The organism is Streptomyces globosus, assembly GCF_003325375.1.
GTDB lineage: Bacteria > Actinomycetota > Actinomycetes > Streptomycetales > Streptomycetaceae > Streptomyces > Streptomyces globosus_A.
In genome coordinates, this window is sequence record NZ_CP030862.1 from 2,021,807 (window position 1) to 2,038,561 (window position 16,755).

Below are 16,755 nucleotides of genomic sequence, written 5' to 3' on the forward strand. Positions count from 1 at the left end.
TACGTACCCAGCTTCCCGGATTCCGTGCCATGACCCGATGCATCCGGGTGACTGCGCCCCGCACCTGATCACCGCGTTCGCCCTCACGGAGCGGGCCGTCGCCCCGGCGCGGCTCGCCGAGGCGACCGCCTGGGCCGCCAGCGCGCTCGTCGCCGGCCAGGCGGCGGCCCTGGCCCTGTCCGGGCGGCTCGCCGAGGCCCACGGCCCCGACGGCGCCTTCGCGGTCGCCGTGGCGGCGGCGGCCGCCGCCCTCGCCCTCGCGCTCGCCACCCGGGCCCCGGACTCCCGCGGCCGGACACCCGCCCCGCCCGCCCCGTCGCCCGCCGCGCCGCAGGCAGCCGCCCCCGTCCCCTACGCCGGCCGCTGAAGCACCGCCAGCGACCGCCCCACCAGCGCCACCCGGTCACCGGCCGCGTACTGCGGCCCGGTGCCGGACGGCGGCACCTCCGGCCGCGCCGTGTCCACGATCAGCCGCCACTGCGCCCCGTGCCCGGCCGGGATCGCGAACTCCTGCCGCTCCGCGCCGGCGTTGAACATCAGCAGGAACGAGTCGTCGGTGATCCGCTCCCCGCGCGGGCCCGGCTCGGAGATGGCCTCCCCGTTGAGGAACACCGTCAGCGCGCGCGTCTGCTGCGCCTGCCAGTCGCGGGCCCGCATCGGCTCCCCGTACGGGGTGAACCAGGCGATGTCGGACAGCTCGTCGTGGGTGCCCTCCACCGGGCGGCCGTGGAAGAACCGGCGCCGCCGGAACACCGGGTGGTCGCGCCGCAGCCACACCATCCGCCGCGTGAACTCCAGCAGGGAGGGCGGCGGCTTGCCCGGCTCCGGCCAGGGCACCCAGGCAAGCTCGTTGTCCTGGCAGTACGCGTTGTTGTTGCCGCCCTGGCTGCGCGCGAACTCGTCCCCGTGGCTCAGCATCGGCACCCCCTGCGACAGCATCAGGGTCGCCGTGAAGTTGCGCATCTGCCGCTCCCGCAGCTGGACGACGTCCGGGTCCTCCGTCGGGCCCTCGACGCCGCAGTTCCAGGACCGGTTGTGCGCCTCGCCGTCCCGGTTGCCCTCGCGGTTGGCCTCGTTGTGCTTCTCGTTGTACGAGACGAGGTCGTGCAGGGTGAAACCGTCGTGGCAGGTGTGGAAGTTGATGGACGCCAGCGGCCGCCGGCCGTCGTCCTGGTACAGGTCGGAGGAGCCCGTCAGCCGGCTCGCGAACTCGGCCAGGGTGCGCGGCTGGCCGCGCCACAGGTCCCGCACCGTGTCCCGGTACTTGCCGTTCCACTCGGTCCACAGCGGCGGGAAGTTGCCCACCTGGTAGCCGCCCTCGCCCAGGTCCCAGGGCTCCGCGATCAGCTTCACCTGGCTGACCACCGGGTCCTGCTGGACGAGGTCGAAGAACGACGACAGCCGGTCCACCTCGTGGAACTGCCGGGCCAGCGTCGCCGCCAGGTCGAAGCGGAAGCCGTCCACGTGCATCTCGGTGACCCAGTACCGCAGCGAGTCCATGATCAGCTGGAGGACGTGCGGCGAGCGCATCAGCAGCGAGTTCCCGGTGCCGGTGGTGTCCACGTAGTGCCGCTGGTCGTCCGCCAGCCGGTAGTACGAGGCGTTGTCCAGCCCGCGGAAGGACAGCGTCGGCCCCAGGTGGTTGCCCTCCGCGGTGTGGTTGTAGACCACGTCGAGGATGACCTCGATGCCCGCCTCGTGCAGTGCGCGCACCGCCGACTTGAACTCCAGCACCTGCTGCCCCCGGTCGCCGGAGGCGTAGCCGTTGTGCGGGGCGAAGAAGCCGATGGTGTTGTAGCCCCAGTAGTTCGTCAGCCCGTCGTCGACCAGGCGGTGGTCGTGGACGTACTGGTGGACGGGCATCAGCTCCAGGGCCGTCACCCCGAGCCGGGTCAGGTGGCCGATGACCGCCGGGTGCGCGAGCGCCCCGTACGTGCCGCGCAGCTCCTCCGGCAGCTCCGGGTGGCGCATCGTCAGGCCCTTGACGTGCGCCTCGTAGAGCACCGTCCGGTGGTAGTCGTGCCGCGGCGGCCGGTCGTCGCCCCAGTCGAAGTAAGGGTTCACCACGACCGAGCTCATCGTGTGCGGCGCGGAGTCCAGGTCGTTGCGCGAGTCGGGCCGGCCGAAGTGGTAGCCGTACACCTCCTCGCCCCAGTCGATGCTTCCGGCGACGGCCCGCGCGTACGGGTCGAGCAGCAGCTTGGCCGGGTTGCAGCGCTGCCCGTGCTCGGGCTCGTACGGCCCGTGGACCCGGAAGCCGTAGCGCTGGCCCGGCATCACGCCGGGCAGGTAGGCGTGCCGGACGAACGCGTCGGTCTCGCGCAGCTCGACTGCGGTCTCCGATCCGTCGTCGTGGAGGAGGCACAGCTCGATGCGCCGCGCCGCCTCCGAGTAGACCGCGAAGTTGGTGCCGGCGCCGTCGTACGTGGCTCCGAGCGGATACGCCTGTCCCGGCCAGACCTGCATGGACAACGACTCTTCCCCTCGGTGTCGGACGGAGTGGTGGGGCTGATCCGGGGTGGACCGCGTCACTGCCTGGATCTTCCCCGAAAGAGGTGCCTCACACGGGGACCTGCGACTGCTCCGACCGGGTGACCCGCCGGGACGATATGCGGGTCGGCGGACTGTCTGCGCATCCGATAATGGGTCAACCGATCACCGGTGTACGGTCCGTCGGGCGCCATCGGGCTGCACCGGGCGCCGCGCTCGGAGTAGTCTTCCGTGATCACTTAGACGGGCGTTCCAGACGCAGAAGGCGGTGCACGGGTGAGCTCGGGAGGTCTGGAGCTGCCCCCTGGTGACAGCGGTCACGAGGGCGGCCCGGCGGACGCCCCAGGAGGCGCACCCGGCGGTGCGTCCGGCGGGGTGCCGGGTGGGGTTCCGGGTGGGGCGGCGGGGGCCGGGCAGGGCGGGCCGGCCGGGCCCGGCGGCGCCGGCGGGCCCGGCGCGGGAGGGTCCGGGGGGCCGGGCGGCGGGCCGTCCGGCGCGGTGTCCCCGGCGGCGCCGCCGCCCGGGCCGGGAGGGGCCGTCATCCGGGCCGGGGCCGGGCTGGACTGGGGTGCCGACGCGTGGAGCGAGGTCCGTACGCGGGCCCAGCGCGCGGGCCGGGCGTACATCTGGCTGAACCTGATCGAGCAGCGGCTGCGGTCGGTCGTCGGGGCGGTCCTGCGGCCGATCTACGAGCCCGTGCACGGCGAGGACGACTGGGTCGTCGCCGCGGCCGGGCCGGCCGGGCAGGAGTGGGTGCACCGGGCGGTGGCGGTGCGCGAGGTGAGCCGGCGCAAGGGCTACCTGCTCGACCCGGCCGACGACAACGTCCTCAGCTTCCTGACGCTGCCGCAGCTGCGTGAGCTGATGGTCCAGCACTGGCCCTGCTTCGAGCCGTACTTCGACGACCGGCGGGAGATCGAGCTCGCGCTGGACGAGCTGGAGGTCACGCGCAACGTCGTCTCCCGCAACCGGGCCCTGTCGCGGGCGGTGCTGGAGCAGGCCGAGCGGGCGTCGGCCCGGCTGCTGGAGGTGCTCGGCGGCGGGGCCGGCTCGCCGTCCGCGGACCGGCTTCCCATCGACGCGGTGGAGGACCTCGTCGGCGACCGGTACGCGGACGTGGTCTCCGTCCACCCCGACCGGGTGCGGCTCCAGCGGCAGCTGCCCGCCGAGGACCTCTTCGGCGGGGCGCGGCGGCTCGACGCCATCGGCATAGGCCTGAACCTGCTGGTGCAGAACTTCTCCGGCCGAAGACTCGTCCGGCTCACCGAGGCGGGCTGCCGGGTCCGGCTGCTGTTCCTGAACCCGGCGAGCAGCGCCGTCAAGCGGCGCGAGCGCGAGCTGGGGCTGCGCAAGGGCGAGCTGAGCCGCTCGGTCGAGATGAACATCCTGCACGTGCGGCGGGTGCGCGCGGGGCTGAAGGACCCCTCCCGGTTCGAGATCCACGTCTTCGACGAGACGCCCCGCTTCACGGCCTACCTGGTGGAGGGGGAGAGCTCGGGCATCGCCGTCGTGCAGTCGTACCTGCGGCGGGCGCGCGGCATGGAGGCGCCGGTGCTGGTCCTGCGGGGCGGCGGCGCCCGGGACGCCGCACGCGACACCGAAAACGGACTTCTGCCTACATACCGGGAGGAGTTCGAGTCGATTTGGCAGGACTCCCGGCCGGTGTCGTGAGCTGTCAGACCCCCGTGGCAGGCTGAAAGCCGTTGACCGAAGAGGGACGTCGCCGCCGCACGGGGGCGCACGGGTGCGGGGGAGGGGCGCGTCATGGGGGACTGGCACGGCGGTGTGCTGATCGGGTTCGACCTGGAGACGACCGGGACGGAGCCCGGGGAGTCCCGGATCGTCACGGCCGCGGTCGTCGAGGTGCGGGCCGGCGAGGTGCTCGGGCGGCGCTGCTGGCTCGCGGATCCGGGGATACCGATCCCGCAGCAGGCCGCCGCGATCCACGGGATCAGCACGGAGCGGGCCGTCGCGGAGGGCCGCCCGGCGCGCGAGGTCGCCGATGAGGTCGCCGGGGCCCTCGCCGGCCACTGGCGGCAGGGCGCCGTCGTCGTCGCCTACAACGCCGCCTTCGACCTGACGCTGCTCTCCGCCGAACTGGCCCGGTACGGGCTGCCGTCGCTCGCCGAGCGGCTCGGCGGCCCGGCGACCGGTCCCGTCGTCGACCCGCTCACCATCGACCGCGCGGTGGACCGCTACCGCCGGGGCAAGCGGACCCTGGAGGCCGCATGCGCGGTGTACGGGGTGGTCCTGGACCGCGCGCACGACGCCGGGGCCGACGCGCTGGCGGCGGTCCAGGTGGCGCGGGCGATAGCCGCCCGGCACCCGCAGGTCGCCGCCCTCAGCCCGGACGCGCTGCACGCCCGGCAGGGCGCCTGGCACGAGCGCTGGGCCCGCGACTTCCAGTCCTACCTGCGCCGCCAGGGCGCCCCCGACGCGGTGGTCGACCCGGCGTGGCCGCTGCGCGGCGCGGTCCCCGCCCCGGCCTGACGCCCGGCGGTACGGCCCCGCCCCGCCGGCGGCCCGGTATCAGAAGGCGTGCCAGCGGGCGGCGGTGTCGCCGGTGCGGAGGGAGGCCACCCGGTGGCGGAACTCGGCCAGGGCGCGGGGGTTGGCCGGGGCGTGCTGGGCCACCCATGCGCAACTGGCCGTCTCGCGGGCGCCGCGCAGGACCGCGCAGCCCTCCCAGTCGCGTACGTCCCACCCGTACGCGGCGGTGAACTCGCCGTACGCCGCGTCGGGGAGGCCGTACCGGTCGCGGGAGAGGGCCATCACCACCAGGTCGTGCTCGCGCAGGTCGGCCGAGACGGTCTCCAGGTCGACCAGGACCGGCCCGTCCGGGCCGGCGTGCACGTTGCGCGGCAGGGCGTCGCCGTGGATCGGGCCCGGCGGGAGGCAGGGCGTGAGGCCCGCCGCCTCGTCGGCGTACGCGTCGCGGCGGGCCCGCAGGTAGGCGGCGTCCGCCGGGTCGACCGCGTCCCCGGCGAGCCGCAGCCAGCGCTCGACGCCGCCGAGCAGGTCCCGCGCGGGCAGCGTGAAGGGGGGTGCGGGCAGGGCGTGGAGCTGCCGCAGCAGCACCGCGAGGTCGGCGGGGGCGGCCGGGCGGACCGCGTCCGGCAGCCGGCGCCACACCGTGACGGGGTGTCCGGAGACCAGCCGGGCCGCGGGCTCCGCGGCCCGGACGGCCGGGATCCCGGCCTGCTCCAGCCAGGCCGCCACGGCGAGCTCCCGCTCGGCGCGCTCCAGCAGCGCCGCCTCGCGGCCGACCTTGACCACCAGGTCGCCGGTACGGAAGACCGCGTTCTCGCCGAGTGCCAGCAGCAGGGCAGACCCCCCGGTGAGCCCCGCCGCGTCCAACACGTCCCGGGCCAGCGCCTCGTCCATGCGGTGTCGTCGTCCCTCTCGCATCCCGGCCGGCCGCCGTGCGTGGGGCCGGGTCCGGCGGCCCAGTCTCGCACGCCCCGCCCGGGGCACCGTGATCCAAAACAGTTGAACGAGACGTCTCGTCTCGTTATGGTGGGTGCATGACCGCAGCGAAGCCCGCCCACATCGCCATGTTCTCCATCGCCGCCCACGGCCACGTCAATCCCAGCATCGAGGTGATCCGGGAACTCGTCGCACGCGGCCACCGCGTCAGCTACGCCGTCCCCGCGTCCTTCGCGGACAAGGTCGCCGAGACCGGCGCCACCCCCGTCGTGTGGACCTCCACCCTCCCCACCGACGACGAGCCCGAGGCCTGGGGCACCGAGCTCATCGACAACATCGAGCCCTTCCTGGACGACGCGATCCAGGCCCTGCCCCAGCTCGCCGCCGCGTTCGAAGGCGACGAGCCCGACCTGGTCCTGCACGACATCACCGCCTACCCGGCGCCGGTCCTGGCCCACCGGTGGGGCGTCCCCGCCGTCTCCCTCTCCCCGAACCTCGTCGCCTGGGAGGGCTACGAGGAGGAGGTCGCCGCCCCCATGACCGCCGGACTGCGCGCCTCCGAGCGCGGGCGCGCGTACTACGCCCGCTTCACCGCCTGGCTCGCCGAGAACGGCATCGACGAGCACCCCGACCGGTTCGTCGGCCGGCCCCGCCGCAGCATCGTCCTGATCCCGCGCGCCCTCCAGCCGCACGCGGACCGCGTCGACCCCGTCGTCCACACCTTCGTCGGCGCCTGCCAGGGCGACCGCACCGACCAGGGCACCTGGCAGCGCCCGGAGGCCGCCGCCGGCAAGAAGGTGCTGCTCGTCTCGCTCGGCTCGACGTTCACCCGGCAGCCCGGCTTCTACCGGGCCTGCATGGAGGCCTTCGGGGACCTGCCCGACTGGCACGTCGTTCTCCAGATCGGCAGGTTCACCGACCCCGCCGACCTCGGCGACATCCCCGCGAACGTCGAGATCCACCGCTGGGTGCCGCAGCTGGACATCCTCCGGCAGGCCGACGCCTTCATCACCCACGCCGGCGCCGGCGGAAGCCAGGAGGGCCTCGCCACGGCGACCCCGATGGTCGCCGTCCCCCAGGCCGTCGACCAGTTCGGCAACGCCGACATGCTCCAGTCGCTGGGCGTCGCCCGGCACGTCCCCATGGACGACGCGGACGCCGCCACCCTGCGGGAGGCCGTGCTCGCGCTGGTCGCGGACCCGCAGGTCGCCGCCCGCGCCGAGGCGGTCCGCGCCGAGATGGCAGCCGAGGGAGGCACCCGGCACGCAGCCGACCTGATCGAGACTATCGTTCGAGGATGACCTCCCGGACGACGAAGAAGCCGACGAACACCGCGTACGCCGCCCTGCTCCGCGGGGTCAACGTCGGAGGCAGCCGCAAGGTGCCCATGGCCGAGCTGCGCGAGGTCCTCGAAGGCCTCGGCCACGAGGACGTCCGCACCTACCTCCAGAGCGGGAACGCCGTCTTCACCAGCGCGCGGACCGACGCCGACGGGCTGGCCCGCGAACTGGAGCAGGCCATCGAGGCCCGCTTCGGCTTTGCGGTCGCCTGCCTCGTCCTCGACGGCGCCCGGCTGCGCGCCGTCGCCGACGCCTGCCCCTTCCCGGCCGCGGAGCTGGAGGGGAAGCAGCTGCACGCCACGTTCCTGTCGGAGCAGCCCGACGCCTCCCGGTTCGACGGGATCGACCGGGAGGCCCACCTGCCCGAGGAGTTCCGCCTCGGCGACCGGGTCCTCTACCTGTACGCCCCCGAGGGGCTCGGGCGCTCCAAGCTGGCGGAGGTCCTCGCCCGGCCTGCCCTGACCCAGGGCATCGACGCCACGACGCGCAACTGGAACACGGTCGCGAAGCTCGTCGAGATGACGTCCGACTGACGGCCGCCGCCGGGCGGTGGCCCCACGCCCGGCGCGGGCCGGGCCCCGTCAGTCCCAGTCGATGTCGGCGAGGCCCTCCAGCGGGGCCCGCACCGCCGCCGACTCCGGCACCGCCACCCCCTCCGCGGCGGCCACCGCCGCGCCGAACCGGACCCCGGTGCGGCTCTCGACCTCGCCCACCGCGACCTGGAACACCCGGAACTCGTCCAGGTCGAGGGCCTCCGTCAGCACCAGGTCCTGCGTCAGCAGGAACGCCTTCGCCTTCAGGACGCCCCCGTCGCCGTAGACGAGCACCTTCCAGAACTCGCGCGGTATCCGCACCCCGCGGAAGAGCCGGTCGTCTTCATGGAACACCGGCCCGCCGAACGCGGTCACCCGCAGCCCGTCGACCTCCACCTCCTCGAACACCGCGTCCTCCAGGCGGCCCCAGACGCCGGCCCGCGGACTCTGGTTGAAATCGTCCATCTGCGGCGTGATGTTGGTGTAGAAGAACGAGTCCCGGTTCGCCTGCCGGGCCTCCTCCAGCGGCCCCCACACCAGGTCGGCGCGGCGGGCCACGTGCCCGCGGTCCAGCCGGTTCGGCCTGCCGTCCCGGTCCCGGTACAGCTCGTTGTCCACCTGCGCCGACGCCGGCAGCCGCGGGTCCAGGCGGAACCGGATCCCGCGCCGGTCCAGCCGCTTCAGGCTGCCGCCGTCGATGTTCCACCCCACCCACCGCGCGAACCGCCGGGAACCGCTCAGCGCCAGCGAGAAATGGGTGTACGGGACGACCTCGGAGCCGTCCAGGAGGACCGCGTCGTCCTTGGCCGGCGGGTCCAGCTCCGGCGGCGGCACCGCCACCGCCAGGAACCCCGGGTCGTAGCCTGCGGCGACCCCGGACTCCGGGCCGAGCGGCCGGGGCGGGGCGGGTGCGTGGTTCGTGGCAGCCATCGTCTGGCTCCCTTCGCACAGGGAGTTCGGACGCGGGAAGCCCCGCCGGACCCCGCCGGGAAGGAGGCGCGGGGCCCCTGCGGCGGACGGTCCGGGCGCACACCGGCGGGGGCTTCCCGCGCCGCGCGTGCACTTCCAGCGTACGGCGGCCCCGGGCCGGGCGCGCCGGGAACTCCCCTTGCCGCACAGCCGACATGGGTCGTTGCGGCGTCAACCTCCCGGTCCGCGGCCGCAGTCCGGAGCAGCAGGCCCGAGCAGGGGCCGGAGCACAACCTTCCGGGGACCGCGTCGCACGGCGCCCGGCCGATGTGCCAGGCTTCCCCGTCATGCGCTACATCATCATCGGCGCCGGTGCCATCGGCGCGACCATCGGCGGACGGCTCGCGGAAGCGGGCAGCGAGGTCGTCCTCGTCGCGCGCGGCGCGCACGCGGCGGCCCTCGCGGCGGACGGCCTGCGGCTCACCACGGCCGACGGGCCGCGGGTGCACCGGCTGCCCGTCGTCACCGGCCCGGCCGAACTCGGCGGACTGCGCCCCGACGACGTCCTGCTGCTCGCCGTCAAGACGCAGGACGCGATCGCCGCCCTCGACACCTGGGGCGCCGCCGAGGTCGCCGGCGGGGGCACCGCCGCGCAGCGGCTGCCCGTCCTGTGCGCACAGAACGGCGTCGAGAGCGAGCGCCTCGCCCTGCGGCGCTTCGCCCGCGTGTACGGGGTGTGCGTGTGGCTGCCCGCCACCTTCACCGAGCCCGGCGCCGTGAGCGCGCTGTGCGCCCCGCTGACCGGCATCCTGCACCTCGGTCTCGCCGCCGGCGGCGCGGACGCGCGGGCCCGGCGGATCTCCGCGGACCTGGAGCGGGCGGGGTTCGGTGCGCCTGTCGTCACGGACGTGATGCGGTGGAAGTACGCCAAGCTGCTGGGCAACCTCGGCAACGCCGTCCAGGCCGCCACCGGGCCCGAGCCCGACCCGGCCAAGGCCGCCCTGGTGCTGCGGGCCCGGCGCGAAGGCCGGGAGGCGCTCCTGGCGGCGGGCATCCCGTACGCCTCCGACGCGGAGGAGGCGGAGGCACGCGACGGGAAGGTGCGGCAGCCGGACGCGGTGCGCGGCGGATCGTCCTGGCAGTCCCTGTACCGGGGGACGGGGACGATCGAGGCGGACTACCTCAACGGGGAGGTGTGCCTGCTCGGCCGGCTGCACGGGGTGCCGACGCCGGTCAACGAGACGCTGCGGCACGCGGCGAACATCTTCGCCCGGGAAGGCCTCCCGCCGGGCTCGATGTCGATCGCCGACCTGACGGCCCTGGCCGACGAGGCCGCCGCCCGCACATAGGGGCGTGAGGATGCGGGCGGCCGACGGGCGGCGAACCCGCAGGGCCTACGCCGACAGCGCGTGCGCCCGCACGCCAGCGGCCGCCGCCCCGTCGTAGCGGGCCAGCAGCAGCCGGGCCACCTCCGGGGCCGAGCCCAGCACGCCCGCCAGGACGTCCGCGCCGGCCTCGGCGGCGCCGGCCGCGATCCGGTCCGGCAGCCGCCCGGGGGCGATCACGTACGGGGCCACCGCGACGCGCCGGACCCCCTCGGCGCGCAGGGCCCGTACGGCGTCCTCCGTACGGGGAAGAGCAGCGGAGGCGAACGCAGGCCGCACGGCGCACCAACCGGTGTGCCGCCACTCCCGCGCGATTTCAGCGATCACTGCGATCGCCTCCGGGTCCGAGGAGCCGGCGGACGCGAGCACCACTCCCGTGGCGGCCCGGTCCGCGGCCGTGATGCCCGCCTCCGCCAGCCGGCGCTCCAGCGCGGCCGTCAGCAGCGGGGAGGGGCCGAGGACGTCGGCGACCCGCACCCTCTGCCCGGGCAGCCGGGCCTGCGCCTCCGACAGCACCGCGGGGACGTCGGCCTTCGCGTGGAAGGCGCGGGTGAGCAGCAGCGGCAGGGCGACGACGTCGCGGACGCCGTCGGCGTGCAGCGCGGACAGCACCTGCTCGACGCGGGGGGCGCACAGGTCCAGGAAGGCGGTCTCCACGCGCAGTCCCGGCCGCAGCGCCCGTACGCGCCGGGTGAGGGCGTGCACGGTCGCCGCGTGCCGCGGGTCGCGGCTGCCGTGGGCGATGACGAGGAGGGCGGGGGCGGGGGGCATGCCGGTCAGCTCCGCGCCAGCAGGCCGCGGCTGCGCAGCACCCACCGCTCGACCGGGCTGAAGATCAGCAGGTCGATGGCGATGCCGACGACCAGGATCAGGATGATCGCGAGGAAGACGCCGGGCAGGTCGATGTTGTTGCGGCCGTTCTCCAGCAGCTGGCCGAGGCCGAGGCCGAGGTCGGGGGAGGAGGCGATGATCTCCGCGGCCATCAGGGACCGCCAGGAGAACGCCCAGCCCTGCTTCAGGCCGGCGAGGTAGCCCGGCAGGGCGGCCGGCATCACCACGTGCCACACGCCCCTGATCCCGGTGGCGCCGAGGGTGCGGCCCGCCCGCAGGAACAGCGGCGGCACCTGGTCGACGCCGGCGACGAGCCCGTTGGCGATGGACGGGACGGCGCCGAGCAGGATGACGGTGAACATCATGGCGTCGTTGAGGCCGAACCACAGCACGGCCGGCGGCACCCACGCCACGGACGGCAGGGACTGCAGCCCGGAGAGGATCGGCCCGATCGCGGCGCGGACGAACCGCACGCGCGCCACCAGCAGGCCGAGCGGGGTGCCGATGGCCAGGGCCAGCAGGAAGCCGAGGAGGCCGCGGGAGACGGACGTCCAGATGACCTCGAACAGGGTGCCCTTCAGCCACATGTCGGCCAGGCTGTCGCCGACCGCGGACAGCGGCGGCAGCTTCGCCTCGTCGGTGACGCCCGCCGAGACGAGGACCTGCCAGCCGGCGAGGACCAGCGTGACGGCCAGGACCGGCGGAAGCACCTTGCGGAACAGGACCTCGCGGACCGGGGTGCGGCGGATCTCGACGGCGTCGAGCGCGTCGAGCCCCGCTTCGAGGCCGGCGAGGTCGTCCGTCTTCGCCTTCGTGTCAGTGCTGGCCATGGCGGCGGATCTCCCCACGCAGGTGCTCGGTGATCTCAAGGGACAGTTCCGCGACGTCCGCGTCCTCGATGCGGCGCGGCTGCGGGATGCCGACGTTCCACTCCTTCGCGACCCGGCCGGGGCGGGAGGAGAGCAGGACCACCCGCTGGGCGAGGCGCACGGCCTCGCGCACGTTGTGGGTGACGAAGAGGACGGAGAGGTGGGTCTCCTCCCAGATGCGGGTCAGCTCGCCGTGCAGGACGTCCCGGGTGATGGCGTCCAGGGCGGCGAACGGCTCGTCCATCAGCAGGAGCCGGCTGTCCTGGGCGAGGGCGCGGGCCATGGCGACGCGCTGGCGCATGCCGCCGGACAGCTCGTGGACGCGCTTGCCGTACGCGCCGCCGAGGCGGACGAGCTCCAGCAGGCGCTCGGCCTCCGCCTTGCGGCCGGACTTCGGGACGCCGCGCAGCCGCAGGGCGAGTTCGATGTTCTTCCCGGCGGTCAGCCAGGGGAAGAGGGCGTGCTCCTGGAACATCAGGGCGGGCCGGCCGGCGGTCTCGATGCTGCCGGAGGTGGGCCGGTCGAGGCCGGCGACCAGGTTGAGCAGGGTGGACTTGCCGCAGCCCGAGGCCCCCAGGATGGTGACGAACTCGCCGGGGGCGACGTCGAGGCTGATGTCGTCCAGCACGAGCTGCGATCCGGCCGGGCCGGAGAAGGACTTCGAGACGTGCTCGATCCGGGCGGCGCGGGCGGGCGCCGCGACGGCGTCCTCGGCGGCCGCGGCAAGCGTGGTGGCCATGGTCGTCACCTCCTGGGGGATGCGGTCGGGGGCTTACTTGGCGCCGAGGCCGGCGTCGGAGACCTCGGGCCTGCCGGACTCCCTCAGCACCTTGTTCAGGAGCGTCAGGTCGTAGATGCCGGCCAGTTCGGGCTGCTCGATGAGCTTGGCCGCCACCGCGTCCTCGGCCTGCGCCCTGAGGGTGCCGGCCAGCGGGTCGTCGGTGACGAGGATGCTCTTCCACGCCGGGTCGATGATCTTCGCATCGAGTTCCCTGCCGGTCTCCGCCTTCAGGGCCGCGTTCGCGGACGCCCTGGCCCTGTCCGGGTCGGCGTTGATCCACTCGTTCGTCCTGACGGTGCCCCTGAGCACGGCCTCGACGACGTCCGGGTGCTCCTTCAGGAACTTCTGCGACACGACCACGTTCGTGATGACGAACTTCCTGTCGGGCCACAGCTCGGACTCGTCGAGGAGGACCGACCCCCCGTCGGAGACCAGTTGGGACGCGGTCGGCTCCGGCACCCAGGCGCCGTCGATCGAGCCCTGCCTGAAGGCGTCGGGGGTCACCTTGGTGTCGGCGCGGACGACGGAGACGTCGCCCTTGCCGGACTCCGGGTCGACCTTCCAGCCCTTCTCGGAGATCCAGTTGAGGAAGGCGACGTCCTGCGTGTTCCCCTTCTGCGGGGTGGCGATCCGCTTCCCCTTGACGTCGTCCAGGGTCTTGATCCGGTCGGGGTTCACGACCAGCTTCACGCCGCCGGAGGCGGAGCCGGAGACGATCCGCAGGTTCCTCCCCTTGGACTTGACGTAGCCGTTGACGGCCGGCGAGGGGCCGATGAACCCGATGTCGAGGGAGCCGCCGTTGAGCGCCTCGATCTCGGACGGGCCCGCGTTGAACACCTGCGCCCTGAGCTTCGTCCCGCCGAGCTCCTTCGCGATCAGGCCCTCCTGGAGGCCGACCAGCGCGGTGGCGTGCGTCAGGTTCGGGAAGTAGCCGATGCGCACCTCGCGGGCGGACAGCGCCGCACCCGAGCCGGACGCGGCACCCGCCCTGCCGTCGTCCGACGCCTCGGCCTGGGAGCCGTAGCCGCAGGAGGCGAGCGCGCCGATCAGCAGCGGCAGCGCGGAGGCAGCGGCGAGGCCGCGGCGCAGGGCCCTGCGGGCGGTGGTGCGGGGGGTGGCAGGCACGGGAGGGCTTCCTCTCGTGACGTCGTCTCAGGACGCACGTCTTCGTCTGTGGAGCGAGGCCGGGTCGGGCTCGCGGCGGTCACGCGGGGAGGGGGCGCGCAGGCAGTGCGCGTACGTCATCGCGCACATCGCGCCACTCCTCCCTGGCCGCTGCCGAGGGCGCCGCTGCCCACGCGGCCGCCCTCCTTCGCGAACGTCGAGTAGATGTCGCCGAACACGGTCAGAAGTCCCAGCCCTCGTCGCCGGCGGCCGGGGCGGCCTCCGCGCGGGAGGCGAAGGACTCGCCGGCCATGCCCGCTGCCAGCGTCGTGCCGTCCTGCGGGTCGATCAGCAGGAACGAGCCCGTCCGGCGGGAGTCGGCGTACGCGTCGAGCGCGAGCGGCTCGGCCGTGCGGACGACGACGCGGCCGATGTCGTTGGCGACGAGCCGACCCGGCTCGGGGTGCTGGGAGAGGTCGTCCAGGGTCAGCCGCGAGGGGATCTCCTTCACGATCGCCTTCACCGTGCGGGTGGTGTGCTTCAGCAGCACCCGCGCGCCGACGGCCAGCGGCTGGTCGGCGACGTGGCACACGGTCGCCTCGACGTCCTGCGTGGTCGCCGGGGCCGTCGCGGTCGGGGCGATCAGGTCGCCGCGCGAGATGTCGATGTCGTCCTTCAGGCGGACCGTCACCGACTGCGGCGCCCACGCGATGTCCACGCTCTCGCCGAGTGCGTCGATGCCCTCGATGACCGACGTCCGGCCCGACGGCAGGACCGTCACCGGCTCGCCGACGCGCAGCACACCGGAGGCGATCTGGCCGGCGTAGCCGCGGTAGTCGGGGTGCTCGGCGGTCTGCGGGCGGATCACGTACTGGACGGGGAACCGCGCCGGGCAGGCGGTCAGGTCGTGGCTGACCGGGACCGTCTCCAGGTGCTCCAGGACCGTCGGGCCGCCGTACCAGTCCATGTGGGAGGACGGCTCCACCACGTTGTCCCCGGCCAGCGCCGAGATCGGGATGGCGGTGATCTCCGGGACGCCCAGCTCGGAGGCGTACGCGGTGAACTCCTCGGCGATCGCCGCGAAGACGGTCTCCTCGTACCCGACGAGGTCCATCTTGTTCACGGCCAGGACGACGTGCGGGACGCGCAGCAGGGCGGCGACCGCGGCGTGCCGGCGGGTCTGCTCCACGACGCCGTTGCGGGCGTCGACGAGGACGACGGCCAGCTCGGCGGTCGAGGCGCCGGTGACCATGTTCCGCGTGTACTGCACGTGCCCGGGGGTGTCGGCCAGGATGAACCGGCGGCGGGCGGTCGCGAAGTAGCGGTAGGCCACGTCGATCGTGATGCCCTGCTCCCGCTCGGCCCGCAGGCCGTCCGTCAGCAGCGCCAGGTCGGGGGTGTTCTGCCCGCGGTCGGCGGAGACCCGCTCGACGGCCTCCAACTGGTCCTCCAGGACCGACTTGGAGTCGTGCAGCAGGCGGCCGACCAGGGTGGACTTGCCGTCGTCGACGGAGCCCGCGGTGGCGAAGCGCAGCAGCGTCGTCGCGCTGAGCTGCTCGGTGGTGCTGGTCATGGCTAGAAGTACCCTTCGCGCTTGCGGTCTTCCATCGCGGCCTCGGAGAGCTTGTCGTCGGCCCGGGTCGCGCCCCGCTCGGTGAGGCGGGAGACGGCGATCTCGGCGATCACCGCGTCGAGCGTGGCGGCGTCGGAGTCGACGGCACCGGTGCAGGACATGTCACCGACGGTGCGGTAGCGGACCAGCCGCTTCTCGACCGTCTCGCCGTCCTTCGGGCCGCCCCAGTCGCCCGCGGTCAGCCACATGCCGCTCCGGGCGAACACCTCGCGCTCGTGGGCGAAGTAGATCTCCGGCAGCTCGATGCCCTCGCGGGCGATGTACTGCCACACGTCCAGCTCGGTCCAGTTCGACAGCGGGAACACGCGGACGTGCTCGCCGGGGGCGTGCCGGCCGTTGTACAGCTGCCACAGCTCCGGCCGCTGCCGGCGCGGGTCCCACTGGGAGAACTCGTCGCGCAGGGAGAACACCCGCTCCTTCGCGCGGGCCTTCTCCTCGTCGCGGCGGCCGCCGCCGAACACCGCGTCGAAGCGGTGCTGCTGGATCGCCTCCGTCAGCGGGACCGTCTGCAGCGGGTTGCGGGTGCCGTCCGGGCGCTCCTTCAGCTTCCCCGCGTCGATGTACTCCTGGACGGACGCCACGTGCAGGCGCAGGCCGTGCGCGGCGACCGTGCGGTCGCGGTAGTCGATGACCTCGGGGAAGTTGTGCCCGGTGTCGACGTGCAGCAGCGCGAACGGCACCGGCGCCGGCGCGAACGCCTTCAGCGCCAGGTGCAGCATGACGATGGAGTCCTTGCCGCCGGAGAACAGGATCACCGGCTTCTCGAACTCGCCCGCCACCTCGCGGAAGATGTGCACGGCCTCCGACTCCAGGGAGTCCAGGTGCGAGAGCGCGTACGGCGCGTCGGCGTCCGGCTCGGTGTGCGGGTGCGCGGCGGTGGCGGTCATGCCAGACCCCTCTCGGTGAGCAGCGCGTGCAGGGCGTCGGCCGACTCCTGCACGGACTGGGTGTGCGACTCGATGCGGAGGTCCGGCGACTGCGGGGCCTCGTACGGGTCGTCGACGCCGGTCAGCCCGGAGATCTCGCCCGCGGCCTGCTTGGCGTACAGGCCCTTCACGTCCCGTACGGAGCACACCTCGACCGGGGTGGCCACGTGCACTTCCAGGTAGGCGGTGCCGGCCCCGGTGTGGCGCCCCCGCACGGCCTCGCGGCTGTCGGCGTACGGCGCGATGACGGGGACCAGCGCCTTGACGCCGTTGCTCGCGAGGAGTTCGGCGACGAAGCCGATCCGCTGGACGTTGGTGTACCGGTCCGCGCGGTCGAAGCCGAGGCCGGCGGAGAGGAACTCGCGGATCTCGTCGCCGTCGAGGACCTCCACCCGGTGGCCCTCGCCGCGCAGCCGCTCGGCGAGCGCGTAGGCGATGGTGGTCTTGCCCGCGCTGGGCAGACCGGTCAGCCACACGGTGGCTCCCTGGCCGGTCACGCTCATCCCGTTCTCTTTCCCGTCCGGTTCC

Annotated in this window: 15 protein-coding genes and 1 pseudogene; 6 read left to right on the forward strand and 10 right to left on the reverse strand. The window is 74.1% G+C overall.

Annotated features, from left to right (window positions below; all coding sequences use genetic code 11):
* Positions 1-37 precede the first annotated feature (37 nt).
* Positions 38-367, forward strand: a complete 330-nt coding sequence (locus C0216_RS09290; protein WP_342777100.1) for a hypothetical protein — start codon at positions 38-40, stop codon at positions 365-367.
* Here C0216_RS09290 and glgX read toward each other — a convergent pair.
* Positions 352-2,466, reverse strand: a complete 2,115-nt coding sequence (gene glgX / locus C0216_RS09295; RefSeq protein ID WP_114054804.1) for a glycogen debranching protein GlgX — start codon at positions 2,464-2,466, stop codon at positions 352-354. The two genes, C0216_RS09290 and glgX, sit on opposite strands and share 16 nt — an antisense overlap.
* A 300-nt stretch (positions 2,467-2,766) precedes the next feature.
* Here glgX and C0216_RS09300 point away from each other — a divergent pair, with 300 nt between their 5' ends.
* Both C0216_RS09300 and C0216_RS09305 read left to right on the forward strand, forming a co-directional pair.
* A complete protein-coding gene (locus C0216_RS09300; protein ID WP_114054805.1) occupies positions 2,767-4,161 on the forward strand; it encodes an SAV2148 family HEPN domain-containing protein in 1,395 nt (464 codons plus the stop codon).
* 93 nt (positions 4,162-4,254) lie between these two features.
* The gene (locus C0216_RS09305; RefSeq protein ID WP_114054806.1) at positions 4,255-4,980 is read left to right on the forward strand and encodes a 3'-5' exonuclease; all 726 of its coding nucleotides are present in this window, start codon (positions 4,255-4,257) and stop codon (positions 4,978-4,980) included.
* 39 nt (positions 4,981-5,019) lie between these two features.
* Here the strand turns inward: C0216_RS09305 and C0216_RS09310 are convergent, their stop codons facing one another.
* Positions 5,020-5,874, reverse strand: coding sequence for a phosphotransferase enzyme family protein (locus C0216_RS09310; RefSeq protein ID WP_114054807.1), 855 nt, complete (start codon positions 5,872-5,874; stop codon positions 5,020-5,022).
* A gap of 105 nt (positions 5,875-5,979) precedes the next feature.
* Here C0216_RS09310 and mgt point away from each other — a divergent pair.
* Both mgt and C0216_RS09320 read left to right on the forward strand, forming a co-directional pair.
* Positions 5,980-7,217 (forward strand): annotated as a pseudogene (gene mgt / locus C0216_RS09315) (macrolide-inactivating glycosyltransferase).
* On the forward strand, positions 7,214-7,789 hold the full coding sequence (locus tag C0216_RS09320; RefSeq protein WP_114054809.1) for a DUF1697 domain-containing protein: 576 nt from the start codon (positions 7,214-7,216) through the stop codon (positions 7,787-7,789). The pseudogene mgt and the gene C0216_RS09320 overlap by 4 nt, the downstream one beginning before the upstream one ends.
* Positions 7,790-7,837: 48 nt before the next feature.
* Here the strand turns inward: C0216_RS09320 and C0216_RS09325 are convergent, their stop codons facing one another.
* A complete protein-coding gene (locus C0216_RS09325; RefSeq protein WP_114054810.1) occupies positions 7,838-8,719 on the reverse strand; it encodes a DNA/RNA non-specific endonuclease in 882 nt (293 codons plus the stop codon).
* 326 nt (positions 8,720-9,045) lie between these two features.
* Here C0216_RS09325 and C0216_RS09330 point away from each other — a divergent pair, with 326 nt between their 5' ends.
* Positions 9,046-10,047 carry a ketopantoate reductase family protein gene (locus C0216_RS09330; protein WP_114054811.1) on the forward strand — a complete coding sequence of 334 codons (1,002 nt, stop codon included), beginning with the start codon at positions 9,046-9,048 and terminating at the stop codon, positions 10,045-10,047.
* Positions 10,048-10,092: 45 nt separating this feature from the next.
* Here C0216_RS09330 and C0216_RS09335 read toward each other — a convergent pair whose 3' ends face one another.
* The 7 genes from C0216_RS09335 to cysC form a co-directional block, all read right to left on the reverse strand.
* A complete protein-coding gene (locus tag C0216_RS09335; protein WP_114054812.1) occupies positions 10,093-10,854 on the reverse strand; it encodes a sirohydrochlorin chelatase in 762 nt (253 codons plus the stop codon).
* A 5-nt stretch (positions 10,855-10,859) separates the two neighbouring features.
* Positions 10,860-11,744, reverse strand: a complete 885-nt coding sequence (locus tag C0216_RS09340) for an ABC transporter permease (RefSeq protein WP_114054813.1) — start codon at positions 11,742-11,744, stop codon at positions 10,860-10,862.
* Positions 11,731-12,522 (reverse strand): ABC transporter ATP-binding protein, encoded by a 792-nt coding sequence (locus C0216_RS09345; RefSeq protein ID WP_114054814.1) that lies wholly within the window; start codon positions 12,520-12,522, stop codon positions 11,731-11,733. The genes C0216_RS09340 and C0216_RS09345 overlap by 14 nt, the downstream gene beginning before the upstream one ends.
* 33 nt (positions 12,523-12,555) lie before the next feature.
* A complete protein-coding gene (locus C0216_RS09350) occupies positions 12,556-13,689 on the reverse strand; it encodes an ABC transporter substrate-binding protein (RefSeq protein WP_114054815.1) in 1,134 nt (377 codons plus the stop codon).
* Between the two features lie 220 nt (positions 13,690-13,909).
* Complete coding sequence (locus C0216_RS09355) at positions 13,910-15,241, reverse strand: sulfate adenylyltransferase subunit 1 (protein WP_114054816.1); 1,332 nt, start codon at positions 15,239-15,241, stop codon at positions 13,910-13,912.
* Between the two features lie 2 nt (positions 15,242-15,243).
* A complete protein-coding gene (gene cysD / locus C0216_RS09360) occupies positions 15,244-16,188 on the reverse strand; it encodes a sulfate adenylyltransferase subunit CysD (protein ID WP_114054817.1) in 945 nt (314 codons plus the stop codon).
* Positions 16,185-16,730, reverse strand: a complete 546-nt coding sequence (gene cysC, locus C0216_RS09365) for an adenylyl-sulfate kinase (RefSeq protein ID WP_114054818.1) — start codon at positions 16,728-16,730, stop codon at positions 16,185-16,187. The genes cysD and cysC overlap by 4 nt, the downstream gene beginning before the upstream one ends.
* Positions 16,731-16,755: the final 25 nt, after the last annotated feature.

Coding starts and splice junctions, on each gene's coding strand:
- C0216_RS09290 (WP_342777100.1), top strand. CDS start 38: ATGCATCCGGGTGACTGCGCCCCGCACCTGATCACCGCGTTCGCCCTC.
- glgX (WP_114054804.1), bottom strand. CDS start 2,466: ATGCAGGTCTGGCCGGGACAGGCGTATCCGCTCGGAGCCACGTACGAC.
- C0216_RS09305 (WP_114054806.1), top strand. CDS start 4,255: ATGGGGGACTGGCACGGCGGTGTGCTGATCGGGTTCGACCTGGAGACG.
- C0216_RS09310 (WP_114054807.1), bottom strand. CDS start 5,874: ATGGACGAGGCGCTGGCCCGGGACGTGTTGGACGCGGCGGGGCTCACC.
- C0216_RS09320 (WP_114054809.1), top strand. CDS start 7,214: ATGACCTCCCGGACGACGAAGAAGCCGACGAACACCGCGTACGCCGCC.
- C0216_RS09325 (WP_114054810.1), bottom strand. CDS start 8,719: ATGGCTGCCACGAACCACGCACCCGCCCCGCCCCGGCCGCTCGGCCCG.
- C0216_RS09330 (WP_114054811.1), top strand. CDS start 9,046: ATGCGCTACATCATCATCGGCGCCGGTGCCATCGGCGCGACCATCGGC.
- C0216_RS09335 (WP_114054812.1), bottom strand. CDS start 10,854: ATGCCCCCCGCCCCCGCCCTCCTCGTCATCGCCCACGGCAGCCGCGAC.
- C0216_RS09340 (WP_114054813.1), bottom strand. CDS start 11,744: ATGGCCAGCACTGACACGAAGGCGAAGACGGACGACCTCGCCGGCCTC.
- C0216_RS09345 (WP_114054814.1), bottom strand. CDS start 12,522: ATGGCCACCACGCTTGCCGCGGCCGCCGAGGACGCCGTCGCGGCGCCC.
- C0216_RS09355 (WP_114054816.1), bottom strand. CDS start 15,241: ATGACCAGCACCACCGAGCAGCTCAGCGCGACGACGCTGCTGCGCTTC.
- cysD (WP_114054817.1), bottom strand. CDS start 16,188: ATGACCGCCACCGCCGCGCACCCGCACACCGAGCCGGACGCCGACGCG.
- cysC (WP_114054818.1), bottom strand. CDS start 16,730: ATGAGCGTGACCGGCCAGGGAGCCACCGTGTGGCTGACCGGTCTGCCC.